Below are 26,214 nucleotides of genomic sequence, written 5' to 3' on the forward strand. Positions count from 1 at the left end.
AATGAGACCCGGTTTGAGATCCCAAACTTGATCACGATGAGTTCGAGAATCATTTTAATCACGGGCGGCAACAGCGGTCTCGGTCTGGCCGCGGCGCGCACCTTTCTTTGTGAATCGCCTGATAATTTCGTCTGGCTCGGCGTCCGCACGCATCGGGACAAAGCCGATTCATTGGTGTTGGAATTTCCCGACCGTTGTCGTGGCATTGTTCTGGATGTGACCCAATCCGCTGCCTGGCAAAGCGCGGTCAATCAGATTCTTTCAGCACAAAAACGCATTGACGTTCTGATCAACAACGCGGGCATTCATCAGGACGGCTTGCTGGCCAATCTGTCCGTCGGCGCCTGGCAACAGGTGATCGCAACCAATCTCGACGCAACTTTCCACGGCTGTCAGGCCGTATTGCCCACGATGATCGCGCAACGCAGCGGACGGATTGTGAATGTGGCCTCGCTCAGCGCTTTACTTGCGCCGCCGGGACAAACCAACTACGCCGCCGCCAAAGCGGGCGTCGTCGCCCTGACGCAATCGCTCGCCAAGGAAGTGGCGCGCATCGGCATCACTGTGAACGCGGTTTGCCCCGGTTACGTGGACACGGAGGCGCTGGGTGCGATGAGCGAGGAAGAACGCAAGATCGCGCAAGCCAGAATCCCGATGCGCCGCTTTGGACGGCCGGAGGAAGTCGCGGCGGCAATTCGATTTCTGGCTTGTCCGGAGGCGAGCTACATCACAGGCTCGATATTGAAAGTGGACGGCGGAATTTTTTAACACAAAATGGAAGACACGAACGCTTTGAAAGAACGCATCAAGACCATGATGGTGGACAACCTGATGTTGCAAGTCGGCGCTTCGGAAATTGGCGACGACCAATTGCTCTTCGGGCCGGGCAGCCTCGGCCTTGACTCCGTGGATGCGTTGCAACTGGTGGTTGCGCTCGACAAAAATTTCGGCCTCAAGATTCCCGACCCTGCCGCCGCCAAGGAAATTCTGCAAAGCGTCAATACCATCGTTGCCGCTGTACAGACAAAGATGAGCAACGCGACCGCTTCCTGAACGGCTTCTCCCGGCTTTCTGATATTCCGCGACCGAATCAACCACTTGATAATCTTTGGCGTCGCAGAATCACGGTCGCGCCACAGAGTAACGCGCACAGCAGCGCGGCCACAATGATCTCCCCGGACTTTGGTGAAAAAATCAGAACGAAACCTCTGTCCTTGACCAGCGCGGAGAAACTGGAAACGCAGAAGGGCATGAGATAAAGCCGGATGATCTGCCAGCGATCCAGCGTTACTTTGTTTTCGCCAGCGGCCGTGGTGCTGATGAAGAGTGCGAAACCGATGATCAGACTCAAGCCCAGGGAGGTCAGCCAAAGTCGTGGACTCGGATCGAAGTAACGCGCCAACACCACGAGATACCAGATAAAGTAACACCACAGAATCAGTCTGCCGTTGGAAAGGTTGGATAGGTAACGGATCATGGTTGCATCTTCCGGCACCGATCAGCTTCGATCAAAGGCAAAGTTACGAGAGGCGCGGGCCGTCGATTTGTTGCAACCTCATGCTTGTTTGAAACGGCGGTCTATTGTCAAATTGCACCGTGTCGGAAATGATTTATGACGCAATTGTGATTGGTGGCGGACCGGGCGGCAGCGCGGCGGCCACGTTTCTCGCGCGTGCCGGAAAGCGTGTGCTCGTCCTGGAGAAGGAACATTTTCCGCGCTTCCACATCGGTGAATCGCTCCTGCCCTACAATCATCGCTTGTTTGAGGAAATGGGCGTGATGCCGAAATTGCTGGCGGCGGGGTTCCCAAAAAAAACCGGCGCGCAATTTCATCTCGGCAACGGCGCGAAATCCCTCAAGCTGATTTTCCGCAATGGCTGCTTCACCCGCGAGCCGGAAGCGTTTCAGGTTGACCGCTCGGTGTTCGACCATCTGTTGTTGAATCATGCGCGCGACTCGGGTGCGGAAGTACGCGAAGGCTGGACCGTCACCAAATTCTCGACCCCGACAGGACAGGTGCAGGTTGATGCGCGCGACGACGACGGTTCAATCACCAGTTTTTCCGCGGCGTTTCTGGTCGATGCGAGCGGGCGCGGCAATTTCACCGGCAATCAGGAAGGACTGCGCATCATTCATCCGAAACTCAAGAAACTGGCGGTCTTCGGCCACTTTGCCGGAGTGAAACTGGATGAGGGCGAAGCCGCCGGCGACACGGTTATTGTGCGCTTGGGCAACAAATGGTTTTGGATCATTCCCCTTTCAGCGGAGAAAATCAGCGTTGGTTGTGTGATGGATCAGGAAGAATTCGCGCAGGCGAAACAACCGCCCACTGAAATCTTCAACCGCATTGTGCAATCCAGCCCGGTGCTGCGCGAGCGGATGAGGGACGCGCGATTGCTGGGCGCACTGCAGACCACGGGCGATTTTTCCTACTACAATCGCCGCCTCATTGGGCCGCGTTTGTTGCGCATCGGCGACGCCGCGGGTTTCATGGACCCGATTTTTTCAGCGGGCGTTTATCTCGCCATGTATTCGGGAAAGCTCGCGGCCCAAACCGTCCAGCAATCCCTGGCGGCCGGAGACGACGGCGGTCGGCGATTGAGGGCCTATGAGAAAAGAGTGTTCCGGTCGATGAGCTTCTACTGGGAGATGGTGGAGGGCTTCTACACGACGCCGTTCATGGAGATTTTCATGGAGCCGCGCGAGAAGTTTCATCTGCCTGGCGCCATCACCGCTGTGCTGGCGGGCGAGTTGGAGGGAGGTTGGGCGATGGTCTGGCGGAGGCGACTCTTCTTCTGGTTGGTGAAGTTGCAAAGGCGCTGGCCGCTCGTGCCGCGCATTTCGTTTGATTAGAGTTTGGGGGTCAGCCGGTGGGGCGAGCGTACCCGCGAGCCGCGATTGTAGCGGGGCTCAGCATTTCAACAGCTCGCCGGAGCACTCCCAACGCAAGTAGAGGCTTGTGAAATCCATAAGCCATCCGCTAAAACCTCGCAGTCGGTGTTGGACTGCCGACACTCCCTCATGCACAGCGTGGCATTTTTACAGGACCTGGCGGTAGTGATGATTGTCGCCGGATGGGTGACGGTCATCTGCCACCGTTTCAAACAACCGGTCGTGCTCGGCTACATCATCGCCGGAGTCATCATCGGGCCGCACACGCCGCCGTTCCCGCTCATCAAAGACAAGGAGGCCATCGACACGCTCGCGGAACTTGGCCTGGTCTTTCTCATGTTCTCGCTCGGACTCGAGTTCAGTCTGCGCAAACTCCGCAAGGTCGGATTCACGGCGCTCATTGCAGCGGGGCTGGAAATCCTGCTCATGGTCGCGGTCGGCTACGAAATCGGCCGGGCCTTCGGCTGGAAAACCATGGACTGCGTTTTCCTCGGCGCCATGCTCTCCATCTCCTCCACGACCATCATTGTGAAGGCGCTCAGTGACCTCGGCCGCAGCAAGGAGAAGTTCGCCGAACTCATCTTCGGCATTCTGATCGTCGAGGACATCCTGGCCATCGTGATGATTGCGTTGCTTTCGGGCATCGCCATGACGGGCAGCCTGGCCGTGGGCGACCTGCTCAATACAACGGCTCGGCTCGGCATTTTCCTCGTGGTCGCGCTGGTGCTCGGATTACTTGGGGTGCCGCGCCTGATCGGTTACGTCGCGCGGTTCAAAAGCAACGAAATGTTGCTGGTCACCGTATTGGGCCTGTGCTTTGGCGTGTCGCTGCTGGCCGTGAGACTCCACTACAGTGTGGCGCTCGGTGCATTCGTCATCGGGGCAGTCATTGCCGAGGCGCGCGAGATTCACCGGATTGAAATTCTCACCGAACCCATCCGCGACATGTTCAGCGCGGTATTCTTTGTAGCCATTGGCCTGCTCATCGACCCAAAAATTCTGGCGCAACACTGGCTGCCTGTGGCGGTCGTCACGCTGGCCGTGGTGCTGGGCAAAGTGGTAACGTGTGCGTTCGGCGCGTTCGTCGCCGGCAACGACACCCGCACGTCGTTGCGGGTGGGCATGGGTCTGGCGCAAATTGGTGAGTTTTCCTTCATCATCGCGGCGTTGGGGCTCACGCTGCGTGTGACCAGCGAGTTCCTTTATCCAATTGCCGTGACCGTTTCCGTGATCACCACCGTGCTCACGCCTTATCTCATCAAGAATTCCGACCGGATGGTGAACTGGTTCGACCGCGTGGCGCCGCCGCGATTCGTGAACTACCTTGCGCTCTACACGCGTTGGGTCGGTCAATGGCGCGAGGGCAGGCACACCACCATGACCACCCGGTTGACTCGTCGCTGGACGCTGCAAATGGGGCTGAATCTCGCGTTGGTCGCCGGCATCTTCATCGCCGCCACGTTCGTGGCAACGAAACCACCGGCGTGGCTCCCTCCCATGCCCGGCGGGCGCGAAGGACTGAAGGCTTTGCTCTGGCTCGGGGCAGCGCTGCTGTCGCTGCCGTTGCTCGTGGCGACGTATCGAAAGCTGCAAGCGCTGGGGCTGCTGCTGGGCGAGATGGCCGCTCAGCGTCTCCAGAACGAACCCCGCGCCGCCGGTGTGCAAACCGTCATCGCCAACACCGTGCCGCTCGTTGGTGCGATCTGCCTGGGACTCTTGTTGCTCGTGCTCAGCACCGCGTTGTTGCCGTCGTGGAGGATTTTGATCGTTCTGCTGTTGTTCGTAACGGCGGTGACCGTGCTGCTCCGGCGCAATCTCGTAAGGGTTTATTCGAAGGCGCAATTCGCATTGGAACAAACCTTTGCCCAGCCGCCGCCACAACGATCCGAAGCCGCGCCATTACCCGGCGTGCTCAAGGAGGCCCAGATCGAAACCGTCGCCATCACCGCCAACTCACCGGCGAAAGGCAAACTCATCGGTGAACTGGCCTTGCGAACGCAGACCGGAGTTAGCATCGTGGCCATCGAACGCACCGGGGGTAACATCATCAATCCCGGCCCGGACGAAGAGATTCAGGCGAACGACCAGTTGCTGCTGCTCGGCCGCCGCGAACAACTGGAGGCGGCTCGTCGCCGATTGCTTGCTTCGAGTTGAATCATCCCGTTGAGGTTTCCGAAGGCTGACCTGGAAAAGACTGTTCTGCGTGGACTTGCGCGACAGTCGGAAAAGGCAAATATTCCGGGAATATGAAAACCACCACATTTACTCTGGCATCGGCCTTGATTTGCGCCACGGCGCTGGCCGCGGGCAGCAAGGAGAAATTCACCGACACATTCACTGTGGATAAGGCGGAACTCGCGTCCGTCGGCACGAACCGTTTTTTTGTCCTCGCGCCGGGCTTTCAGTTGGTGCTCGAAGGCAAGGAAAAGGGCAAGCCCGCCATGCTCACCATCACCGTGCTCAACGACACCAAACTCGTTGATGGAGTCGAGACGCGCGTCGTTGAGGAGAAGGAGACGGTCAACGGTCAACCCGTGGAAACCAGCCGCAATTACTTCGCCATCTCCCGGCGCACGGGCGACGTGTTTTATTTCGGCGAAGATGTGGACATGTACAAAGGCGGCAAGGTGACGTCGCACGACGGAGCGTGGCTGTCCGGCGTGAACGACGCGCATTTCGGGCTGGCGATTCCGGGCACGCCGCGATTGGGAGCGCGCTATTATCAGGAACTCGCGCCGAAAGTGGCGATGGACCGGGCCGAGATCGTGAGCTTGACCGAAACATTTACAACGCTGGCGGGGAAATTTGAAAATTGCCTGAAGACCGAGGAAACCTCAGCCCTCGAGAGCGCCCGCGAGAAGAAAATTTACGCGCCCGGCATCGGCCTGATTTACGATGGTGGCCTCAAACTGAGCAAATACGGCTACCCCAGCAAATGAAATGACGTGCGCACAACCGCCGCGACTGGCACAGGTGGCTGGGCGCGCTGCTACAAACAGGAGGTTCATGGGTGGCCTCCAATTCCAGCTTGCCGTGCATCGTGGGCATGAACCCGGCACTCCCAACTTTTGTCGCATATGCGACAAAGTTTGGGAGACAATTCCGGCAAGATTCCTGCCCAGTCTCCACCTTCTCATAATCGCGCATCGGAACCATGAACCATGAAAGACAACCTTTTGTTGCAGACGCAACAAGAAGTTGCATGGGTGTTTGGGCCGGTCCATGGAAAGCGTCCACGGTGTCAATGTCGTACATCGTGACTATGAACCCGGCACTCCCAACTTTTGTCGCATATGCGACAAAGTTTGGGAGACGATCTCGGGCAAAGTTCCTGGGGAGAGTGGCCGCTGGCCGGGAGCGGACAATTCATTTTCCTATTCGGAAATCTCTTCCGGCAATCACTCTAGTTTTGAGCATTGGCGAGGGTCGCGGTGGCTTTTGAACTGGTGCCGAGAAGATAAGAACTTGAAGATTGGACCGTGATCACTGCGGTTTCGCTTTTTTCATCCAAACCATCCCGGATCGGAGTGAGCTGCAGTGAAAGCGAACTGACACCCGCCGGAATCGTGACCTGGCTGGGCAAGGTCAGGTAATCCACGCCGTTGCGTGCAGTGCCACTGTAGCCGAGCTTCACGGTCAGCGGTGCGGCATTATCGCCCGTTCGGGAGAGGACGAACATCCCCGTGTTCGGCCCGGCCTCAGACGCGTCGGCGTCGGTCGCAACAACGCTGATCGTGATGGGCGTCGCATTCTGGATGGACACGGTGGCTTTGAAGTTCGTTCCGAGCAGGTAAGCACTCGAGGATTGAATTGTGACCACGGCGGTTTCGGTGGACTCGTTGAGGTTGTCCATGATTGGAACGAGCACCAGTGCGATTGAATTCGCCCCGGCGGGAATGGTGACCTGGGTTGGCAGCGCGCGATAATCCACGCCGTTGCGCGCGGTGCCGCCATAGCCAAGTTTCACCGTGAGCGGCTTGGAAAGAGCTCCCGTCCGCGAAATGACGTACGTGCCCGTGTCGAGTGGCGCTTCAGCAGCGTTTGCATCCATGGCCATGATCGATACAAACGTTGGCGGCGGGTTCTGGACGGTGACGGTCTGGCTGCACGTGCTGGCATTGCCGCACGGATCGGTGGCTTGCCAGGTGCAAGTGGCGGTGTACTCGCCGCCAGCGCCGAGGTTGGTCACGACGTTGAGAACCGTGACCTTCACGTTGCCGCCGGCGTCGCTGGCGGTGGGCGTGTCGAAGATCCAGGGCGCACCGAGGTAAACGGTTTTGCTCGACAGCATGGAAAGGGTTGGCGGAGTGGTGTCTCCAACGACCACAAGGTTGGTGGCGAAGCATGTGTTCCCAACTTCGTCGGTCGCCTGCCAGACGCGAACCGCGAAGAAGCTGTTGCCGCAGGTGGCGTTGGTGCTGGTCAACAGCGGAGAGACGCTGACATTGCCGCAACCCCCGCCGGCAGTGGGCGGTACGAAAGACCAAGCGGTGCCAAGTTCCAGTTTGAGATCGGGTGCGCTGATGAGAGACAGCGCCACCTGGGTGACGGTTGCGGTGGCAAACGCGCCCTGACTGGCGTTGTAGTAACTGCCGCTGGCCGAGGATTCCAGTTTTATCGCGCGTACCATGTAAGTGTAAGTGCCGGCTCCCAGTCCCGTGTCGGTGAAGGCCGGGTCACTGACGAGCGCGTCCGTGACGCGCGTGAATGGTCCCAATTCGTTCGTGGAACGATAAACGAAATAGCCCAAAATTGTTTCCGTTGCGGGGCTCCAAGCCAACGCGACCTGGCCCGTGCTGGCGGTGGCGGCCAATGCAGAAGGTGGAGCCACCGGATGCAAGCGCAGGGTCGGATCGCCCATCAAGGCCACATGAACCTGGAGGCTGCCGGCGTTGACCTGTTTGTAAAGTCCGCCGTTGCCATTGTTTTGAGTCAGGCGCGCGCAGAAGCCGATGGTTTCGCCCAGTCCCATCTGATGAAGAAACCAATGCGGCCGGCCGGCCCAGCCGCACGTCAGACCATAGTCAGGCGTGGCCAGTGATGCGCGCATGAAATTGTCGGTCGAATCCCAATCGCCAAAATAGCTTCCGAACAGCAGGTTAAAAACTGCTTTCGGATTATTGGCCGCATAGTCCGCCGTGCAACCCACGCCGTCCGCGCTGGTGAAAGTGCCGCCGCCACAACCGTAAGCCCACAGGTAACTGTCCGTGCTCAGCGTGGAAAACCACGTTGCCGGCGCGATGGCGGTGATGTTGGACGCGCCAAAAAATGCGGCGAAGTTGCGCCAACCACTCGGCGCAAACGGCGAGCCGCTGGACGTGGCAAACGAATCTTGAATGAGGCCGCGGCGTTCGGCCGTGATCAGTTTGTGACGAAAGTTGTGGTCCTTGTTCAGGTATTGCCGCAACAACTCTTTCTCAGAAAGAGGGAAGGAGGGCAGATCGGACAAATCAACTCGCCCCACGGCCAGTTCCACGCCAGTGGCGACGATGGATTGATCGAACTTGCCGTCACCGGGAACGTTCCAGTTGCGCGCGTTGTAAGCGAACGTGTTGCTCACGCTGCTGTCGGTCCAGGTGCCGTTCATGTCGCCGTAAAAAACGTCCGCGGGCCAGGCCCCTTGGTGGTCGGGCACGTGGCCGTCGGGCACGATGTTGCCGGAGTAGGGTACCGGAACGTGGCCAAACAAAAACACGGATTTCACGCTGTTCGTATCCACGAAGTAATCCGCCTGAATCAACGTTTTCACGCTGATCACGCTGTCGTTGCGTAAAACATCGTGCCGCAAAACAATCCAACCATCACCCGCCAGGTCTTGTTGGAGCAACGCCAGCTCGTTGGCGAGGTCCGCGGCGTAGGTGTTGTCCACGATCAAGATCACCTTGCCGCGAAATTCCGTCAGCGGCGCTTCGATGCCGGCGAGCACGCACCCATATCCGCTGTAACCGACCGCGATCTTCTCGACCTGATATTCGTAGTCGGTTTGCGTCGTGACATTCGTGTCGATGAAACTGGTTTCGGTGCCAGGCAATGTAATGACGACATTCCAAGTCGTCGCCTCCGGCGCTTTGCGATAGACGGTGTAACTGGTGGGCACGCAGTACATGTCCTGCGGCCAACTGAGTTTGATTTGCGCGGGTGAGTTTTGCGCCTCGGCGCTGACTTGCACGGTGTAATCCGCGGTCACGGCCAGCGCGGAAACAGTTCCGACTGCCAGCATCAACGTCGTCCGTATCGTCCACAATAAATTTTTCATGTGGCCAGCATCGGTCGTTGAGCTTTTCCTGGGTATCGGGAGCGGTCTGAAATTTGTGTGAGATTTGGAGGCGAAGTTTCGTCGGAAAGCGCGACCGTGCGCGTCGGCTATTGGACTACACGCGCCGGCGGTGAACGCCGTGTTGACGGCCCGTTTTCCAACACATTGTTACGGCAACGAAAAAACAACCAGTTGCATTATGGCGGCAACTGGTTGTAAAAGCCTCTGGCTATATGGGCAAAGCGCTGATCATTGCCGAGAAACCCTCCGTCGCAAGCGATGTCGCCAGGGTGCTGGGCGGGTTCAAAAAGGTGGACGATTTTTACGAGAGCGATCAATTCGTGCTCTCGTCCGCCGTCGGCCATCTGCTCGAACTGTGCCCCCCCGAAGGCGTCGAGGCCGTGCGCGGAAAGTGGACCTTCAAACATCTTCCGGTCATTCCACCACACTTCGATTTGCGGCCCATCGAGAAGAACGAGTCGCGCCTCAAGCTGCTCGCCCGGCTCATCAAACGAAAGGACGTGGACCTGCTTGTCAACGCTTGTGACGCCGGGCGCGAGGGCGAACTCATCTTTCGCAACATCGTCAAGTTCACGAAAGCGAAGCAGCCGATCAAACGGCTCTGGCTGCAATCCATGACCCCCGCCGCCATCCGCGACGGCTTTGCGCGACTCCGCGAGGACAAGGATTTGCTGCCGCTGGCCGACGCCGCATTCAGCCGTTCGGAGGCCGACTGGCTCGTGGGTATCAACGGCACGCGGGCAATGACGGCCTTCAATTCCAAGTCCGGTGGTTTTCATCTCACCACGGTGGGCCGGGTGCAGACGCCGACGCTCGCGATCCTGGTCGAGCGGGAAGAGCGCATCAAAAAATTTGTCGTGCGCGATTACTGGGAAATCCACGGCACCTTCGCGGCGCAAGCGGGTGAATACGTCGGCCGCTGGTTCGACGAAAAGTTTTCCCGAAAGGATGGTGACGACCAACTCAAGCCGGAGCGCGTTTGGGACCTCGCGTTCGCGGAAGCGATCCGCGCGAAGTGTCTCGGTAAGCCGGGCGTCGTTACGGAAGAAAGCAAACCCACCACGTCGCTCTCCCCGCTGCTTTACGATTTGACGAGTTTGCAGCGCGAGGCCAACGGGCGCTTCGGCTTTTCCGCCAAGAACACGCTCGGGCTGGCACAGACGCTTTACGAAAGACACAAAGTGCTGACGTATCCGCGAACGGACTCGCGCGCGTTGCCGGAGGATTACATCGAAACGGTGAAGTCCACGCTCGGAATGCTGGCGGGGACGCATTACGGCACTTTCGCGGAACAGATTTTGAAAAGCGGCTGGGTGCATCCCAATAAACGCATCTTCAACAACGCGAAAGTCTCAGATCACTTTGCCATCATCCCGACTTCGCTTGCGCCGAAACATCTCAGCGAGCCGGAGCAAAAACTTTACGACCTGGTGACGAAACGCTTTCTCGCGATTTTTTATCCGGCAGCGGAATTTCTTGTCACCACGCGCATCACGCGTGTCGAAGCCGAGCCGTTCAAGAGTGAAGGCAAGGTGATGGTGAACGCCGGCTGGATGGCGGTTTATGGCAAGGAAGCGCAGACCGATGACACGCCGAGTCTTGTGCCCGTAAAACCTGACGAGATGGTGAAGACTGAGAAGATTGCGGTGGAGGCGAATCAGACGAAGCCGCCCGCGCGCTTCTCGGAAGCGACCTTGCTCGGCGCAATGGAAAGCGCCGGGAAACTGGTCGAGGACGAGGAATTGCGCGAGGCCATGATCGAGAAAGGTCTCGGCACGCCCGCGACGCGCGCGCAAATCATCGAGGGTTTGATCTGGGAAAAATACGTTTTGCGAAACGGGCGTGAATTGCAGCCGACCGCCAAGGCGTTTTCGCTCATCACGCTGCTGCGCGGACTGAATATTCCGGAGCTATCTTCGCCGGAACTGACGGGCGATTGGGAATTCAAATTGCGGTTGATGTCGCGCGGCAAATTAAAGCGCGAAGATTTCATGAAGGAAATCGCCGACGCAACGCGCGAGATTGTGGCGAAAGCAAAGCGGCACGAAAGCGACACCGTGCCCGGCGATTACGGCAAACTCAAAGTGCCATGTCCGAAATGCGGCGGCGAGATTCTCGAGAATTACAAAAAGTTCCAGTGCCAGAAATGCGACTTCGCGCTCTGGAAAATCGTGGCGAGCCGGCAACTGGAGATTTCCGAAGTCGAGGAACTCATCAGCAAACGAACCGTTGGGCCGCTGCAAGGTTTTCGCAGCAAGATGGGCAAACCGTTCAGCGCGGTCATCAAGCTGTCGCCGGAATTCAAGCCGGAGTTTGATTTCGGCAACGACCAGCCGAAGGACGGCGAGACGGCCACGCCAGTGGATTTTACCGGCAAAGAGCCGCTCGGCAAATGTCCCAAGTGCGGCGCGCGGGTGTTCGATGCCGGGATGAATTATTTGTGCGAGAAGGCCACGGGGCCGGAAAAAACCTGCACGTTCCGCACGGGGAAGATTATTTTACAGCAGCAAATTGAACCAGCCCAGGTCGTCAAGCTGCTCAGCGAGGGCAGGACGGATTTGCTCAGAGGGTTCGTTTCCAACAAGACGCACCGCAAATTCGAGGCGTTCCTCGTGGTCAAGGATGGCGGCACGGCGTTTGAGTTCGCGCCACGCGAGCGGAAGGGGAAGGCCAGGGACGGCACGCCCAAAGCACCGCAGCCGAAGGTGGATTTCACCGGACAGGAACCCCTTGGCAAGTGTCCCAGGTGTGGCGGAAAAGTTTTTGAGACGGACAGCAATTATGTGTGCGAACGATCGCAGGCGGATAAGAAACCGTGCAAGTTCAAGACCGGGAAAGTAATTCTGCAACAGCCGATTGACCGCGCGCAGGCCGTGAAGTTGCTGGCCGAGCATAAGACCGATTTGCTGAAAGATTTTATTTCCAAAGCGGGCCGGCCCTTCCCGGCGTATCTCGTCATGGATGAAAACGGGAAAGTAACCTTCGAGTTTCCACCCCGGGACGGGGATTGAAAACAAAAGGTGAAATACTGAAAGCTGAAAGCTGAAATTCCTGCTTTCTGCTTTCTCATTTATGGATCAATGGATCAAGAAATTCCTCGCCCACCTGGCGACGGATCGCGGCGCGTCGGTTTACACCCAGCGAAACTACAGACAGACGCTGACAGAATTCCACCGCTGGCATCAGCAAGAACGACAGCAACCGCCTCACTGGGAAACCTTGAAGCGGGACGACTTCCGAAGTTATCTCCGTTTTCTTGGTCGGGGCAATCTGGGTCGCGCCGCCATTCAACTCCGTTTCTCGGCCTTGCGTTCGTTCTACAAATTCCTGGTCCGGCAGGGGGTCTTGATGGCATCGCCCATCAAGAACCTTTCATTGCCAAAAATCGAAAAGCGATTGCCGAAATTCCTGACTGCGCAGCAGATGGTTGATCTGCTGCGGGCACCGTTGAAGGAGTTGACCGCTTTGAAAAAGAATTCCGAAACAAAGATTGACGAAACGGTCTTTCTCCGGGACGTCGCGATTCTTGAAACAATCTATTCCTGCGGTTTGCGCATCAGCGAACTCTGCGGGTTGCAGGTGCAGGACATTGATTGGCACAATCAGAGTATTCGCGTTCGCGGCAAGGGGAAAAAGGAGCGCCTGGTTCCCATCGGAGCGCCAGCCTTGGAGGCGATTCGACATTACTGGAGCCAGTTGACTCACCCGCCGACCGATTCGATGCTGGTGTTTGTTGTGGATCAAGAAAAGCGATCGCCACTCTATCCGCGTCTGGTGCAACTTAGGTTGAAGCGCTATCTGGAAATTGCCGGTTTGGATCCCAAGTTGACGCCCCACAAACTGCGTCACAGTTACGCGACGCACATGCTCGACGCCGGCGCGGATTTGCGCAGCGTGCAGGAACTGCTCGGCCATGCTCATCTGGTCACCACACAGGTTTATACTCACTTGACGACCGAACGCTTGAAACGGGCGTACGATGAGGCACATCCGCGGGCGTAGTGATTTGGAAAATCGTCACAAATCAAGTTGGAGCGGGCTTGAGTCAGGCAGGCCACGGATTAACAGACATAGAGCGGTTGCCAAAATAAATTTCCGGATAGGAGCACACAGACCCCTCGCCCGGTCTTCAACCACCCTCTCCCCATCGCATGGGGAGAGCGAAGGGGTGAGGGGAATTCGGAAACTGATTCTGGCAGACAGTATGGCTGGGTTGGGTTTCATGTCTGAAAACAGGTCAGTCGCGATGTAAATCAGGACACCTTGATGAGACACAAGTTAACAGCTCCAGAAAAAAGAGACTTGAATTTGTGATAGTGGAGGCGAAATTAGCTTTGGATCAGCAGCCAGGGGTGGAAGCGGATTTCATTTTAGCGACAGAATCCTGCTGGCACCCGGGTTGCTATTTCATCTTTCGCGGTTGTAACAGGCAATCAGTGAACAACCAGTCGTACTCATAATAACCCGCCTGTTGCTGAGTTCACGCCGCGAAACAGAAAGAAAAAAATAGTTATGAAAATCAACAAGTCCCTCAAAGCGGGTTTCACCCTCGTGGAAATCATGATTGTGGTGGCCATCATCGGGCGCTGGAGAACAAGCAGCCCAGCGACGTTACACCGACGGCAGCCAACATCGATCCATACCTGGGTCGGAGTGGTTCGACGGCCAACATTGTGTGTCCTGCCGGCGGCACGGCTGCAACCTTTGCTACCAGCTACACCATTAATCCTCTGACCAACGCACCGGTTTGCCAGGTTGTTGCCGCGACCCACGTGTTGCCGTAATCGGGAAAACCAAATCGTTTAGGCCAAGGCTTAGGATTCATTCCTAAGCCTTGTTTCTCATAACGGTGTCAATCGCATACACCGGGCAGAATCCCTTCGCGGCAACAGAGCAAGTTGCTCTGGCAACACTGACGGTGATGTTGTAAGCTCGATTGATTAAGAGACATTAGGACCGGCAGTCTCCGTGCTGATGGTGAATTAAAGGGCAACAGTTATGAAAACCATAACATTCCGAAAATCAGGTTTCACGCTCGTGGAGATCATGATCGTAGTGGCCATCATCGGTCTCCTGGCTGTCATTGCCATCCCCAACTTCGTAAGAGCGCGCACGACATCGCAGATGAATGCGTGCATCAACAACCTGCGCCAGATCGACTCGGCGAAGCAGCAATGGGCGCTCGAAACCAAGCAAACAACCACGGCCACGCCGACAACCGCAGATGTGCGAAGTTACCTTGTTCGCGGAACTGTTGGACCTCTGCCGTTATGCCCGGCGGGCGGCACCAGCGCGACTTTTGCAACGTGCTACACGATCAACGAAATTGGCACTCCGCCAGTTTGCCTTATTGTTCCAACCGATCCGGGAGCGCACAAGCTGCCTTAACGAACTTCGGCATCTGGTGGGAGAAGGGTTTGAGAATCAATTCTCAAACCTTTTTATTTGTCCTCATCTCACTCCCGTCCGTCAACCCCCCGGTCAACTTTCACGAAATGAACTGGACCAATGAGGCGACGTAAGTGTTCCGTTTTGTGCAAAAATTCAGGTTTATTAGTGCGGACGCAATTTCGCATGAAGCAACGACCTGTTTTTGACCCCGGCCAGCCCACCCCTTCGGGATCATTTCGATCTGCGGCAACTCGCCGTGCAGACGGGTCGGCTTCAGTGCCCTGGCAGAGCACCGTGACTCACACGAAAGGTTGGTTTGGATTTCGTGCGCTGTAAATTTCGAGCTTTCATTCGCCGGGCGAAATTTGTAGTTCCAAGGGGAGATGATCACACCACGCCTTCGCATGGGCCAGGTGCAAAAGAGCTTTGGTGCCACGCGCGCCCTCAAAAATGTTTCCTTCGAGGTTGCACCTGGCGAGGTTCATGCGCTCATCGGTGAGAACGGCGCGGGCAAGAGCACGTTGATGAAAATTCTCAGCGGTGCGTACCGTCCCGACGCCGGCCAGATCGAACTCGATGGCCAGCCCTTCGTTCCCGCCAATCCGCTTCATGCCCGGCACGGCGGCATTGCGATGATTTACCAGGAACTCACCCTCGCGCCACACCTGAGCGTGGAGGAAAACATATTGCTGGGGGAAGAGCCGGCGACGCTCGGTTGGTTGAACCGCCCACGCCGTCACGAGCTTGCCCGCGCCGCGCTGGCCGAGCTTCATCACGAAAACATTCCGTTGAACGCGCCGGTGAACAGCCGCACCATCGCCGAACAGCAGGTCGTGGAAATCGCGCGGGCGCTCATCGGCGAGCCAAAGGTGCTCATCATGGACGAACCGACCAGCAGCCTCACGCAGGTTGATACCGAGAATCTGTTTGCGGTCATCGAGCGGCTGCGTCAACGCGGTGTGAGCATCGTCTATATCAGTCATTTCCTGGAGGAATGTAAGCGCGTTTGCAATCGTTACACCGTGCTGCGCGACGGCGAAAGCGTCGGTACCGGTGAGATGGCGACCGCGGATTTGAACGAGATCATCCGACTCATGGTGGGCCGGGAAATCAGCGACATCTATCCGCGCACGCCGCACCGCCTCGGCAAACCAGTTCTGGAATTTCGCGCCTTGGCGGGACAGACCAAGCCGCGCTCGGTGAGTTTGACGTTGCACGAAGGCGAAATCCTAGGCATTGCCGGACTTGTCGGCGCGGGACGCACGGAAACGGTGCGCGCCTGTTTCGGTTTGGACCGAATTAAAAGCGGAACGGTTTTGGTGGAATCAAGAGAAGAAACCCATCGCACTCCCGCGCAACGACTGGCCGACGGAATTGGTTTGCTGAGCGAGAACCGCAAGGAGGAAGGGTTGATGCTCAATCGAAGCCTGGCGGATAATCTGACCATCACCCGGTACGAACCGGTTTCCCGAATGGGTTTCATCAATGGCCGCTCGCAGCGACAGGCTGCGGGAGAGTGGATGCAACGGCTGGACGTTCGCGCTCAAAGCCCGGCGCAGACGGTGGGTGAATTATCCGGCGGCAATCAACAGAAGATTGCCATTGGACGACTGCTGCATCACGATGCAAAAATCCTGCTGCTGGACGAGCCGACGCGCGGGATTGACGTCGGCAGCAAAGCGCAGGTCTATAAACTGATGGGCGAATTGGCGGCGCAAGGCAAAGCGATCCTCTTCGTCAGCTCGTATCTACCGGAACTGCTCGGCATTTGCGACACCATCGGCGTGATGTGCCGTGGTGTATTGTCGGCCGTTCGCCCGGTCGGCGAGTGGAGGGAGCACAGCATCATCGCCTCGGCCATTGGTCGGACCGAAGCAGCAGCCAAATGATTCAAACGTGAGCAACGATTCGAGACAAAACCGTTTCAATCTGGTTGCGTTGCTGAACGCCGTTGGGCCGTTCTTCGGACTGCTGCTGGTGGTCGGACTCTTTTCGCTCAGCTCGGAGGTGCGCCCGTATCTTTTCACCGGCGGAAATTTGAAGATCATTCTGATCCAGACGGTGATTGTCGCCATCGGCGCATTGGGAATGACGATGATTATTGTCAGTGGTGGAATTGATTTGAGCGTGGGCTCGGTTGTGGCGCTGACGAGCGTGTTGGGCGCGACGTTGCTGGTGAGAGGCTATTCGCCGGCGGCGACCATCATCCTGACCATTCTCGCCGGTGGCATCGTGGGGTTGGGCAACGGCCTGGTCATCGCCGGTTTTCGCATGATGCCCTTCATCGTGACGCTGGGCATGATGGGCGTGGTGCGCGGCACGGCCAAATGGCTGGCCGGCAATCAAACCGTCAACAATCCGCCCGGCACGCCGATCAACGACATCATGGCGCGGTTGCAACCGACGGAATTGTTTCCGTTGCCACTCGGCGTGTGGATCGCCATTGGTCTTGCAATCATCATGTCAGTGATGATGCGGCACACGATTTTTGGCCGGTACATTTTTGCCCTAGGGTCGAATGAAGCGACGGCGCGTTTGTGCGGTATCCGGGTGCAACTGCACAAGGTGATCATCTACACGCTGGCGGGGTTGTTCTTCGGTCTGGCTGGGCTTATGCAACTTTCCCGACTGACTCAAGGAGACCCGACCGTAGCAGTTGGGTTGGAACTGGACATCATCGCGGCGGTGGTCATCGGTGGCGCGAGTCTGAACGGCGGCACCGGCAGCATCCTCGGCTCGATGATAGGCGCGCTGATCATGGCCGTGTTGCGGAATGGCTCGAACCAGATGGGCTGGCAGAACTTCACTCAGGAAATCATCATCGGCCTTGTGATCATCCTGGCGGTGGGCTTGGACAAGCTGCGGCAGTCACGCCACGCCTGATCAGCAAACCCTGTGTTCTTGACGGTGGCGGCGGCTGGATTTAGTTTGTCCGCATGGCGCTGGCACAAACTCTATTGCTCACGGCGGAAGATTATCGCTTGATGCCCGAAACCGGGCCGCGCTATCAACTCATCGAGGGGGAACTTTTTATGGCGCCGGCACCGAATCGTTATCACCAGGACATTTCGGGAAACATCGAATTCATTTTGATGAAATACTTGGAAAAACATCGAGTCGGCAAACTCTATGACGCGCCGTTCGATGTTTATTTGGGCGAGCATAATGTTTTTCAGCCGGACAAGGCCTTTGTGTCCAATGAACGCCTTTCCATTCTGACCGACATGGGCGCGGAAGGCGCGCCCAATCTGGTCGTTGAAATTTTGTCGGACAGCACGGCGCACTTGGATAAAAAAACCAAATTGAAGGTGTACGCGGCAAACGGGGTGGAGGAACTCTGGCTGGTCGATCCGGAAACGAAGTCCGTCAAATTATATCGTTTTCAGGACAGTGCGGAGGAACCTGCCGCCGTTTACCATCGGAACGAAAGTTTTACATCCCCTTGCTTTCCGGGCTTGAGCATCAGCCTGTCAGAAATCTTCAAGCGCTGATTTGCAATCCAGGACTCAACTGACGGCGCGGAATCCACTTGCTGCCTGATTGAATTACTGCAATCCAACGTCAGTCAGAAATCAAATTCTCCAACCCCTGCGGTAGTGATGCTGGATGAACTGGTCGGCTTCCGGACAGTTTGTTGCCTTCAGAGTTTTGGCATCCCATTGCAGTTTTTGTCCGACGCGGTAAGCCGCGTTGCCGAGCAACGCCGCTTCCGTCAGCGCGCCGGAATAATCGAAGTTGCAGGTGGTCGGCCCGCCGGTTTTGCAGGCCTCGACCCATTCCTTGTGATGCCCGATCGAGTTGGGAATGAACGGCTGGGGTGGCACGAAACCCGCGAAATCCTTTTCGGGCAGAAGCTGATGGCGGTTGTAATCGGAAAGCAACATGCCCTTGCTGCCGATAAAGAGAACCCCACTGTTCCATTTGGCCGTCACATCGGGCGCGAGCAGTTCGGGTTTTTTGCCGCCATGATACCAGGTCAGTTTCACCGGCGGTTTGCCACCGCGCGAAGGATATTCGTAGCGGACGATCAACCACGGTGGCGTGGATTCAGGATGCACCGGCGGGCCGTCCACCACTTCGACCGTGAGCGGATGACGCAATTCCAGCGCCCAATGCGGCAGGTCCATGTAATGACAACCGAAGTCCGCCAGCGCGCCGCCGCCGAACGCCCACCAGTTCCGCCACTTGAACGGCAGATACTCAGGACTGTATGGGCGATATGCAACCGGCCCGAGCCACAAATCGTAATGAACATTGGGCGGAACGGGCGGCGTTTCCTTGGGCCGCTCCATGCCGCCGTAAGTGGCGGCCACCCAGACGTGCACCTCGTTCACCGGGCCGATCGCATCGCGCTGAATCAATTCCACCACCCGGCGGTAATTGGTGCCGGCGTGAATCTGGGTCCCGATCTGCGTGACGCGCTTGCGCTTTCTGGCCGCCTCGGCAACGATCCGGGCTTCTGACACGGTGTGCGTCAGCGGCTTCTCACAGTAAACATGGCGACCGCTCCGGAGTGCCGCGACGGTCGCCACCGCGTGCGTGTGATCCGGGGTGCCGACAACGATGGCATCAAGGCCTTTGTGATCCAGCAACCGACGGAAGTCGTTGTAGGTTTTCGCGCCGGGGTATTTTGCCTTGGCCTTCGCCAGGAAGTTATCGTCGATGTCGCATAGCGCGGCGACGTTGACGCTGTCGATTTCCCGAGCCACCTCGTTAAGGTCATCTCCCGCGCGGTTGGCGACGCCGATAAATCCGATGTCGAGCTTTTCGTTGGGCGATCCTTTGGCGGAGAAAAACCGGCCTCCCGCGAGCCACAGACCCGCTGCGGTTAAAGAGGTATGTTTGATGAACTGACGACGGCCAATGCGCGCATTCATAAGAATTAAGATTCAGTTTCAGTGACGCGGCAATTCGCGGATGTAAATGTTTTTGAAATAAAGATTGTTCCCGTGGTTTTGCAGTTCGATCTGGCCGGTTGGGAAAATCGGCCGGGTGCGGTCCCAGTAGTTTTCCAGAGTCACGTCATTGACCACCAACTCGCCGTTGAGGAAAACATGGACCTTCTCGCCCACCATCAGAATGCGGAAACGATTCCAGTCGCCGATCCAATGGTCCGCGCGCTTGAGCGGCGTCGAAGGATTCTTCTGGTTGTTGTATAAACCGCCCGAGCCAACTTCACTGCCGCTCTTGGCGTGAAACGGATCCCAAATCTGCACCTGCGGGCTGCCGCGTAAATAAATTCCACTGTCGCCGCCCTCCTTGATCTTCCAATCGACCAACATTTCAAAGTCGCCGTAGTCTTTGACGGTGCACAAGCTGTCGCCCCTGCCGTCGAATTCGAGCACGCCGTTGAGCGCTTTCCAGTGTTCCACCATCCGTTCGTTGGCCGTGGCTTGGGCGGCGGCGCTTTCAGCGGGCGAGAGTTTGGCCCGCTTGATGGGGTTGTCATTGGGCGGTGCGAGCAGCCCTTTCCAACCGGATAAATCTTTGCCGTTGAATAGCGCGGTGAATCCTTCCGGCGGAATGTTGTTCCGCGGAATCACGGGCAGTTGCTTCAGGCGGATGTTGCGAAATTCGACGTAATCGTTGTGGCCAAGAAATCCGATATGGCCGCGGTCGCGCAACAGCCCCGGATGCTTTCGCAAAACTTCCGCGTCGGTGACGTTGTTGAGATCCGCATTGACGATGACCTTGCCGTTCAAGGTGACTTTGATGTGGCGACCTTGCGCCAGAATCTCCTCCTGGTTCCATTCGCCGATTTTTTTGAGCGCACCGCGCTTGGCCGGCACGACGCAGTAGATCGAGCCGTGGAATTGCCAGGGCTTGAGGTTGGCGTATTGCGGAGCGGAATCCTCCAGCACCTGGATCTCCATGCCCACATAAGCGCCGTCGCCTTCCAGCGGTGCGCGGATGCCGATGCCATTATTCGATCCCGGTTCGAGCTTGAATTCAAAGCGGAGGATGAAGTCGGAATATTCTTTTTCCGCGTACAAATTACCGCCGCCGCCCTTGGCGCAGTAAATGACGCCGTCCTTGACCCCGTAGCCTTCGCCATGTTTTCCAACGAGCGTCCAGCCTTTCAAGGACTGGCCGTCGAACAGACTGACAAAGCCCGCTTCCCGCGGCGTCGTGACGCAGGCCGTCAATGCGCAGCAGGCCGCCCCAATCAGAGCGCTGGTTTTCAAGGTGAGCAAATTGAACGAAGAGTTCGCCGGACGATGGTTCATTTTCATTTTGAGCGATGGTTTCCGGGAAAGAGACTTTGGCATTCGCACGGCACTGTCAAGCCGGCTCTTGCACAGTGGAAGGAATGCGGAGGCGACGAGCGAGCCGGGAGAGCTATTTCAAACGGAACACAATCCGGGCCTTGGTCAGATCGTAGGGGGACATCTCCATGCGCACGCGGTCGCCGACGGTGAGACGCACAAAATGTTTGCGCATCTTCCCGGAGATATGAGCCAGAACCTCGTGCTTGTTATCCAGCGCCACGCGAAACATCGTGCCCGGCAGGACGGTGATGATCCTGCCTTCCACTTCAATATTTCCTTCCGTGCTCATGCAAAAAAGAAAATCGCACTTTCATCCGGGCTACCCGGTACACATTTTGATGGGCGGCAGTTTGTTTATTTTTCGAATGAAGTAAAGTTTTTTTGGATGTTGCATTCTGCGCGTGACTTCCCACCCATTTCATGGAAAGTTTTCGGCACTTATGAAAACTTTGTCGTTAACTTGCGTCCTCGGTCTGATGTTCGGTGTGGTTCTCGCTCAAGCAGACGAACCCAAGAAAGAAGAAAAGAAAGCTGCCACGGTCACCAACGAAGTCGCCGTCATCAAAACCACGGCTGGCGAAATGGTGATCGAATTCTGGCCCGATGTGGCGCCTAAAACGGTCGAGAATTTCAAGACCCTGGCAAAAAAAGGTTTTTACGATGGCACGGCATTTCATCGCATCATCAAAGGCTTCATGATTCAGGGTGGCGATCCACTCACCAAGGATGAAAGCCAGAGTTCGAAGTGGGGCACGGGAGGCCCCGGATACAACATCAAAGGCGAAACCAATAACCGGAATGACCGCAAACATGTTAGGGGTGTGATTTCGATGGCGCATTCAGGGCATCCGGACACCGCAGGCAGTCAGTTCTACATTTGCCTGGTTCCCACGCCGCAACTGGATGGCGGCTACACGACATTTGGCAAGCTGATCAAGGGCGACGACGTGCTGACCAAGTTGGGCGACACGCCATGCGGCCCCGGAAATCGAGGTGAAAACAGCCGTCCGATCAATCGCGCTGGTGTTGAGAGCGTCAAGATCGTTCCTGCGGATTCCGTGAAGTAGTATTCCCACCAACCAAGTCCTCAACTCGAAATCTCAAACAAATCATGAGCGAAATAGCCATCATCAAAACATCCGAGGGCGAAATGACCGTTGAATTCTGGCCAGACGTCGCACCAGGCCACGTCGAAAATTTCATGAAGCTGGCGAAGCAAGGGTTTTACGACGGCACCTGTTTTCACCGTGTCATCAAAGGTTTCATGATTCAGGGTGGTGATCCGCTAACAAAGGATCAAGCCAACCAGAGCCGTTGGGGCACGGGTGGCCCAAGCTGGCAAATCAAAGCTGAGTTCAACGAAAAGCCACACGTGCGCGGCGTGCTCTCGATGGCGCGCTCCAACGACCCGAATTCCGCTGGTTCGCAGTTTTTCATCTGCCACGGCGATCCGCGCTTTCTGGATCGCGAATACACGGCGTTCGGCAAGTTGATCAAAGGCGACGAGGTGCTGGAGAAAATCGCCACGACGCCCACGCAGGCCGGCGATCGGCCGGTCAAGCGCATGAACGTTGAAAGCGTCAAGATCGTTCCTGCCGCCTCGGTGAAGTGATGCCGCTGAATCGTCAACTCCTCCGTTTCCACGATTCCGGAAACAGACGTCCTTGTTTTTTCATCTTGCCTGACTCTGCGTTGAAGCTGAAAATGCGCCCGCGACCCTGATGAAACAAAACGGCACGGATTCATTTTGCAACTGGCTTCAAACTCGACCTCCCACTTCTTCTCCGTCAATTCAGTTGGGCCGGGCCTTGGCGTTGATGATGTCTCTCGCGTGCGTTGTGCCGTTTTCTTGCGGTGCCGCGCCCGCCAATGTCCCCAATTACCAGATCGGCGAGACTGCCCGGGTGGATGTCATTACTCCCTTCAAGCTGGTCGTCATTGATCCGGAGGCAACGGAGAAATTAAAACTGGAGGAAGCCCGGCGGGTGCGAATCATTTACCGATTTGATCCCGGCGCGGTCGAAGAGGCGATTGATGGTCTGCACAACGCCTTTGCAGCGAACCGTGAAAAGTTTCTCGATAAAGTGGAAGCCGAATTTCAGAAGCGGCAACTGAGCGTTTCCCAGGTTGACTCGCCGCGTTTCCGCAAACTGGTCACGGCATTTCAGACGGAGAACACATCGCTTCCCGTCAACCTTGTCCTCGCCCGGCTTTGGGCGCAGGGGGACGCGGGGGAGGAAGTCCTCGGCCAGATGGCGGCCAGATTGCGCGGCGCGATGGAGCGTTACATCCGCCCCGTCGAAATGCCGCCAGAAGGCAAACTCGGGCAACCGATGGTGCGGATGTTTTCCATCTCCAAGGATGCCCCGACTCCGACGTTGGCGGAAGTGGAAGAACAGAGCCGGCCCGTTCACCGGACGAACATCGTTGTGCTGGCACGTGCCAGGAAAGATTTTCGTGACGGTCTGCCAATTTACGAACGGGCAATTGGAAGATTTCTGGAAACGCTGATCAGGACGAATTGTCAGGTGGACATCGAGTTGACCCGGCAGGCGCGCGCAATAAAGGCCGAACCCATCTATTCCGCCGACCAGTATGAGCCGGGACAGACGATTGTCCATCGCGGTGAGCTCATCGACGTCAAGATCAAAGCCGCATTGGACCAACTCCGAACCCAGTCGGCCGCGAAACAATTGGAGAAACAACTGGCCACTGCATCCGGAAGAGAGCGATGGACAACCGCCGTCTGGTGGTCGGGCGCAGTCGCGCTCCTGTTGCTGGCAGGTTTTGTTCTCTGGGGACTGAAGCGAAGGGCACGTGTTTCCCTGCTGCCGGTCCCCGTCGGCCCTTCGGCTCTGATGCAAACGGGAGGACCGGAAGCCCTATCCCAGACCGCGGCCCAGTCGGGACTGATGTTATACCTGGCCCATCTGCTCCGCGACAAACTCGTGCAACGTTTATTCTCGCAACGAACGCATCTGCTGGCCGCCCAGGAAACGGCCACGTCCCAAGCGACGGAAATGGAAGAACAACTCACCAGGATTCAAGCTCAGATGCAGGATCGTTTCAAAGCCTACGAACAGCGGATCGCGGAACTGGAAAAAGAACTGGCCGTGACCGAGGGGGAGAAACGCGACCTCGTGCGCGCCAAGATTGTGCTGGCTCGCAAGGAGTACGACGAGGAGCGGGCCAAAAACCGCGTGTCGCTCAATTAGTCAGGGAGGATTTTTGTTGTGCGCGCAACGCCTCGTCGTAACACGCCAGCGCTTCGGGATAGCGTTTCAACCGGTTGAACACGCCACCTTTCAGCAGGTAGGCAGTGGTCTTGGAGTTATCCACGGCAATCGCGCGGTCATAAATCTCAATCGCTTCCTCCATTCGTTGCAGGCGTTCCAACACCGTGCCCTTTTTGAGCAACGCCTCGATGTTCGCCGGATCAATCGCGAGCGCCTCCTCGACGCACGCCAACGCTTCTTCGTGCTGCCCCAAATTGAGCAGCGTCTGGCTCTTGCCGAGCATCAGGGAGACCTGCGCCGCCTGCTCAGAAACGCCGGCGGACTTCGCGTCAGTTGAAGAAGGCGCATCGGATCGTTGCGGAGTCTCCTTTGATTCGCCGTCCGGATGGCCGTTTTCACTGGCGGTCGCAAGCGGAGCGGTGGAATGTTCCAGTTCATAAATGCGTTTTTGCAGCCGCTCGATGGCCCCCAGATATTGCCGGTTGGATTGTTCCACCGGATCCAGAGCGACGCGCTGTGAATCGCCCGTTCCCAGGGCCGCAAATGGGTAGTCGTGAGACTGTCCGAGACGCAACGCGCTGGCCACCTCGGTGAGCCGGTTCATCGAGCGCATCTGAAACCACGCGGTGAACACCATCGCCAAAAAACCAATGCCGCCAAAGCTGCCCGCCACGATGAGCATCGTCCGGTTGGAGTCATGCATCGCCTCCAATTCGCGCTCCCGCTGTGTGGCGAGGTTCTGCGCGATAAGGTTGAGGCTGCCGGCGATGGCCTCTGCATTTCGTTGGGCAGCGGCTTCGGCGTCCTTGTGCGATTGCTCGATGTCGCGCTGGATCGCCCGGAGCTGTTCCTGCGCCAGCAGATAAGCCCGCAACGCCTGTTGCGCCACGGAAACCTCGTCGCTCGGCGGCTCGCTGGTGGCGGAGGTGGATGATTTGGTTCCTTGCGCCCTCACCATGAGCGAGGATAAAAAGAGCGCAAGACTGATGGAGACGCTGACCACGAAAAGTCGATGAGATTGAAGTTTTTTCATAAGCGTGGGACGCTGTCCGCACGTTAAGAAGCAGGTGCAAATTTGCAAGGTAAAAAGCGGCGACAAACTGGACAAGTTATTAACAATTTGAACCTGACGGGATCGCCCCAATCATGGGGTAACAACGCAACGATGAATACCCATGAACTGACCAAGGTGTTGCTTGAACTGGGTTGTCCGCCGGAAAAATCGGAGGAGATGGCCGCCCAACTGGACAAGCGCGCCCGCCAACTGGCCAGTCAGAAGGGCTGGACTTACGAGGAATCGCTGACCCACTTGCTTTCTTTAATGAAGCAGGGCTGGGCGGCGAAGGAGAAAGGACTGTGACATCACCGGATGAAATTCGAATCGTGGTTTTGCCTCGGCGGGGTTTTTACTCATCGCAGTTCACAACCTGAAACTCACAACTTGAAATTCGCATGATCAAACCCTGGCCCAGGATCGCTTCCAAACCAGCGGGAGATTTCCGCATCTTCACCATTCGCGATGAGCAGAAACGGTCTCCACGCACTGGCGAGCCGCATGATTTTTACGTCATTGACTGCGTCAATTGGGTCAACGTCATCGCCACAACCTCCGACCAGCAGCTTGTGATGATCGAACAATATCGCCACGGCACGGACACCGTGGAGTTGGAAATTCCCGGCGGCATGATGGACGCGCATGAGAACTCGCCGGTGGCCACCGGCTTGCGCGAGTTGCGCGAGGAGACCGGTTACGAGGGACAGAACGCCCGCCTCATCGGGGAAATCTTTCCCAACCCGGCCATCATGAGCAACACCTGTTACACCGTGCTGGTGGAGAATTGTGAATTGAAGCATCCAACAGAATTCGATCACGGCGAAGACATGATCAACCGGCTTATGCCCATCGCCGAGATCCCGCGGCTGATTGCGGATGGAAGAATCCGCCATGCGATGGTGGTGGTGGCGCTGTACCACTTCGAACTGTGGCGACGCGGTATCAAGTCTTCCGGGAAATTTTCCAGTTGCGAAACGTGATTCGCGGCTAGAACGACGGCCCCTCACCCCGTCCTCTGCCATGAAGCTTGCCAGAATCGTCTCCCAAACTTTGTCGCATATGCGACAAAGTTTGGGACGGCGAGATTGAAGGTCC

The 26,214-nt window shown here is 57.1% G+C and carries 22 protein-coding genes and 1 pseudogene; 17 read left to right on the forward strand and 6 right to left on the reverse strand.

Annotated elements, in window-relative coordinates; translation table 11 throughout:
• Positions 1-36: 36 nt before the first annotated feature.
• Both HY298_11305 and HY298_11310 read left to right on the forward strand, forming a co-directional pair.
• Positions 37-768 carry an SDR family oxidoreductase gene (locus HY298_11305; GenBank protein MBI3850845.1) on the forward strand — a complete coding sequence of 244 codons (732 nt, stop codon included), beginning with the start codon at positions 37-39 and terminating at the stop codon, positions 766-768.
• A 6-nt stretch (positions 769-774) separates the two neighbouring features.
• The gene (locus tag HY298_11310; GenBank protein MBI3850846.1) at positions 775-1,053 is read left to right on the forward strand and encodes an acyl carrier protein; all 279 of its coding nucleotides are present in this window, start codon (positions 775-777) and stop codon (positions 1,051-1,053) included.
• A gap of 37 nt (positions 1,054-1,090) precedes the next feature.
• Here HY298_11310 and HY298_11315 read toward each other — a convergent pair whose 3' ends face one another.
• Positions 1,091-1,477, reverse strand: coding sequence for a hypothetical protein (locus HY298_11315; GenBank protein MBI3850847.1), 387 nt, complete (start codon positions 1,475-1,477; stop codon positions 1,091-1,093).
• A 119-nt stretch (positions 1,478-1,596) separates the two neighbouring features.
• Between HY298_11315 and HY298_11320 the strand changes: the two genes are divergently transcribed.
• From HY298_11320 to HY298_11330, 3 genes are all read left to right on the forward strand, one after another.
• Positions 1,597-2,853: a tryptophan 7-halogenase gene (locus HY298_11320; protein MBI3850848.1), complete on the forward strand. Its 1,257-nt coding sequence runs from the start codon at positions 1,597-1,599 to the stop codon at positions 2,851-2,853.
• A gap of 168 nt (positions 2,854-3,021) precedes the next feature.
• A complete protein-coding gene (locus HY298_11325; protein ID MBI3850849.1) occupies positions 3,022-5,046 on the forward strand; it encodes a cation:proton antiporter in 2,025 nt (674 codons plus the stop codon).
• Positions 5,047-5,138: 92 nt separating this feature from the next.
• Positions 5,139-5,831 (forward strand): hypothetical protein, encoded by a 693-nt coding sequence (locus HY298_11330; protein MBI3850850.1) that lies wholly within the window; start codon positions 5,139-5,141, stop codon positions 5,829-5,831.
• A gap of 464 nt (positions 5,832-6,295) precedes the next feature.
• Here HY298_11330 and HY298_11335 read toward each other — a convergent pair whose 3' ends face one another.
• The gene (locus HY298_11335; protein ID MBI3850851.1) at positions 6,296-9,148 is read right to left on the reverse strand and encodes an HYR domain-containing protein; all 2,853 of its coding nucleotides are present in this window, start codon (positions 9,146-9,148) and stop codon (positions 6,296-6,298) included.
• A gap of 233 nt (positions 9,149-9,381) precedes the next feature.
• Here HY298_11335 and HY298_11340 point away from each other — a divergent pair, with 233 nt between their 5' ends.
• The 7 genes and pseudogenes from HY298_11340 to HY298_11370 all read left to right on the forward strand — a co-directional run bounded on the left by HY298_11340 (position 9,382) and on the right by HY298_11370 (position 18,051).
• Complete coding sequence (locus tag HY298_11340) at positions 9,382-12,180, forward strand: DNA topoisomerase III (protein MBI3850852.1); 2,799 nt, start codon at positions 9,382-9,384, stop codon at positions 12,178-12,180.
• Between the two features lie 61 nt (positions 12,181-12,241).
• Positions 12,242-13,171: a tyrosine recombinase XerC gene (locus HY298_11345; GenBank protein ID MBI3850853.1), complete on the forward strand. Its 930-nt coding sequence runs from the start codon at positions 12,242-12,244 to the stop codon at positions 13,169-13,171.
• 510 nt (positions 13,172-13,681) lie between these two features.
• A pseudogene (locus tag HY298_11350) lies at positions 13,682-13,953 on the forward strand (type II secretion system protein).
• Between the two features lie 214 nt (positions 13,954-14,167).
• Positions 14,168-14,557: a prepilin-type N-terminal cleavage/methylation domain-containing protein gene (locus HY298_11355; protein MBI3850854.1), complete on the forward strand. Its 390-nt coding sequence runs from the start codon at positions 14,168-14,170 to the stop codon at positions 14,555-14,557.
• 386 nt (positions 14,558-14,943) lie between these two features.
• Complete coding sequence (locus HY298_11360) at positions 14,944-16,449, forward strand: sugar ABC transporter ATP-binding protein (protein ID MBI3850855.1); 1,506 nt, start codon at positions 14,944-14,946, stop codon at positions 16,447-16,449.
• Positions 16,450-16,456: 7 nt separating this feature from the next.
• Positions 16,457-17,443, forward strand: coding sequence for an ABC transporter permease (locus tag HY298_11365; GenBank protein MBI3850856.1), 987 nt, complete (start codon positions 16,457-16,459; stop codon positions 17,441-17,443).
• Between the two features lie 53 nt (positions 17,444-17,496).
• Complete coding sequence (locus HY298_11370) at positions 17,497-18,051, forward strand: Uma2 family endonuclease (GenBank protein ID MBI3850857.1); 555 nt, start codon at positions 17,497-17,499, stop codon at positions 18,049-18,051.
• 81 nt (positions 18,052-18,132) lie between these two features.
• On the opposite strand, the gene HY298_11375 is transcribed toward HY298_11370, so the two are convergent.
• The 3 genes from HY298_11375 to infA form a co-directional block, all read right to left on the reverse strand.
• Complete coding sequence (locus HY298_11375; GenBank protein ID MBI3850858.1) at positions 18,133-19,437, reverse strand: Gfo/Idh/MocA family oxidoreductase; 1,305 nt, start codon at positions 19,435-19,437, stop codon at positions 18,133-18,135.
• A gap of 18 nt (positions 19,438-19,455) precedes the next feature.
• Positions 19,456-20,787, reverse strand: a complete 1,332-nt coding sequence (locus HY298_11380) for a DUF1080 domain-containing protein (GenBank protein ID MBI3850859.1) — start codon at positions 20,785-20,787, stop codon at positions 19,456-19,458.
• 112 nt (positions 20,788-20,899) lie between these two features.
• Positions 20,900-21,118: a translation initiation factor IF-1 gene (infA, locus tag HY298_11385; protein MBI3850860.1), complete on the reverse strand. Its 219-nt coding sequence runs from the start codon at positions 21,116-21,118 to the stop codon at positions 20,900-20,902.
• 151 nt (positions 21,119-21,269) lie between these two features.
• Here infA and HY298_11390 point away from each other — a divergent pair, with 151 nt between their 5' ends.
• The 3 genes from HY298_11390 to HY298_11400 all read left to right on the forward strand — a co-directional run bounded on the left by HY298_11390 (position 21,270) and on the right by HY298_11400 (position 24,044).
• Positions 21,270-21,896 carry a peptidylprolyl isomerase gene (locus HY298_11390; GenBank protein MBI3850861.1) on the forward strand — a complete coding sequence of 209 codons (627 nt, stop codon included), beginning with the start codon at positions 21,270-21,272 and terminating at the stop codon, positions 21,894-21,896.
• Positions 21,897-21,940: 44 nt separating this feature from the next.
• A complete protein-coding gene (locus HY298_11395; protein ID MBI3850862.1) occupies positions 21,941-22,441 on the forward strand; it encodes a peptidylprolyl isomerase in 501 nt (166 codons plus the stop codon).
• A 205-nt stretch (positions 22,442-22,646) separates the two neighbouring features.
• Positions 22,647-24,044 carry a hypothetical protein gene (locus HY298_11400; protein MBI3850863.1) on the forward strand — a complete coding sequence of 466 codons (1,398 nt, stop codon included), beginning with the start codon at positions 22,647-22,649 and terminating at the stop codon, positions 24,042-24,044.
• Here the strand turns inward: HY298_11400 and HY298_11405 are convergent.
• Positions 24,037-25,098 (reverse strand): tetratricopeptide repeat protein, encoded by a 1,062-nt coding sequence (locus HY298_11405; protein MBI3850864.1) that lies wholly within the window; start codon positions 25,096-25,098, stop codon positions 24,037-24,039. The two genes, HY298_11400 and HY298_11405, sit on opposite strands and share 8 nt — an antisense overlap.
• A 132-nt stretch (positions 25,099-25,230) precedes the next feature.
• On the opposite strand from HY298_11405, the gene HY298_11410 reads away from it, so the two are divergent.
• Both HY298_11410 and HY298_11415 read left to right on the forward strand, forming a co-directional pair.
• Positions 25,231-25,425: a hypothetical protein gene (locus HY298_11410; protein ID MBI3850865.1), complete on the forward strand. Its 195-nt coding sequence runs from the start codon at positions 25,231-25,233 to the stop codon at positions 25,423-25,425.
• 92 nt (positions 25,426-25,517) lie between these two features.
• Complete coding sequence (locus HY298_11415; protein MBI3850866.1) at positions 25,518-26,099, forward strand: NUDIX hydrolase; 582 nt, start codon at positions 25,518-25,520, stop codon at positions 26,097-26,099.
• The last annotated feature ends 115 nt before the right edge of the window (positions 26,100-26,214 follow it).

It is taken from the genome of Verrucomicrobiota bacterium, assembly GCA_016200005.1.
In the GTDB taxonomy this organism is placed as follows: domain Bacteria; phylum Verrucomicrobiota; class Verrucomicrobiia; order Limisphaerales; family PALSA-1396; genus PALSA-1396.

What these genes read in the sequence shown, in the direction of transcription:
- HY298_11305 (MBI3850845.1), top strand. Translation starts at nt 37, where the DNA reads ATGAGTTCGAGAATCATTTTAATCACGGGCGGCAACAGCGGTCTCGGT.
- HY298_11310 (MBI3850846.1), top strand. Translation starts at nt 775, where the DNA reads ATGGAAGACACGAACGCTTTGAAAGAACGCATCAAGACCATGATGGTG.
- HY298_11315 (MBI3850847.1), bottom strand. Translation starts at nt 1,477, where the DNA reads ATGATCCGTTACCTATCCAACCTTTCCAACGGCAGACTGATTCTGTGG.
- HY298_11325 (MBI3850849.1), top strand. Translation starts at nt 3,022, where the DNA reads ATGCACAGCGTGGCATTTTTACAGGACCTGGCGGTAGTGATGATTGTC.
- HY298_11330 (MBI3850850.1), top strand. Translation starts at nt 5,139, where the DNA reads ATGAAAACCACCACATTTACTCTGGCATCGGCCTTGATTTGCGCCACG.
- HY298_11335 (MBI3850851.1), bottom strand. Translation starts at nt 9,148, where the DNA reads ATGAAAAATTTATTGTGGACGATACGGACGACGTTGATGCTGGCAGTC.
- HY298_11340 (MBI3850852.1), top strand. Translation starts at nt 9,382, where the DNA reads ATGGGCAAAGCGCTGATCATTGCCGAGAAACCCTCCGTCGCAAGCGAT.
- HY298_11345 (MBI3850853.1), top strand. Translation starts at nt 12,242, where the DNA reads ATGGATCAATGGATCAAGAAATTCCTCGCCCACCTGGCGACGGATCGC.
- HY298_11355 (MBI3850854.1), top strand. Translation starts at nt 14,168, where the DNA reads ATGAAAACCATAACATTCCGAAAATCAGGTTTCACGCTCGTGGAGATC.
- HY298_11360 (MBI3850855.1), top strand. Translation starts at nt 14,944, where the DNA reads ATGATCACACCACGCCTTCGCATGGGCCAGGTGCAAAAGAGCTTTGGT.
- HY298_11370 (MBI3850857.1), top strand. Translation starts at nt 17,497, where the DNA reads ATGGCGCTGGCACAAACTCTATTGCTCACGGCGGAAGATTATCGCTTG.
- HY298_11375 (MBI3850858.1), bottom strand. Translation starts at nt 19,437, where the DNA reads ATGAATGCGCGCATTGGCCGTCGTCAGTTCATCAAACATACCTCTTTA.
- HY298_11380 (MBI3850859.1), bottom strand. Translation starts at nt 20,787, where the DNA reads ATGAACCATCGTCCGGCGAACTCTTCGTTCAATTTGCTCACCTTGAAA.
- infA (MBI3850860.1), bottom strand. Translation starts at nt 21,118, where the DNA reads ATGAGCACGGAAGGAAATATTGAAGTGGAAGGCAGGATCATCACCGTC.
- HY298_11390 (MBI3850861.1), top strand. Translation starts at nt 21,270, where the DNA reads ATGAAAACTTTGTCGTTAACTTGCGTCCTCGGTCTGATGTTCGGTGTG.
- HY298_11395 (MBI3850862.1), top strand. Translation starts at nt 21,941, where the DNA reads ATGAGCGAAATAGCCATCATCAAAACATCCGAGGGCGAAATGACCGTT.
- HY298_11400 (MBI3850863.1), top strand. Translation starts at nt 22,647, where the DNA reads ATGATGTCTCTCGCGTGCGTTGTGCCGTTTTCTTGCGGTGCCGCGCCC.
- HY298_11405 (MBI3850864.1), bottom strand. Translation starts at nt 25,098, where the DNA reads ATGAAAAAACTTCAATCTCATCGACTTTTCGTGGTCAGCGTCTCCATC.
- HY298_11410 (MBI3850865.1), top strand. Translation starts at nt 25,231, where the DNA reads ATGAATACCCATGAACTGACCAAGGTGTTGCTTGAACTGGGTTGTCCG.
- HY298_11415 (MBI3850866.1), top strand. Translation starts at nt 25,518, where the DNA reads ATGATCAAACCCTGGCCCAGGATCGCTTCCAAACCAGCGGGAGATTTC.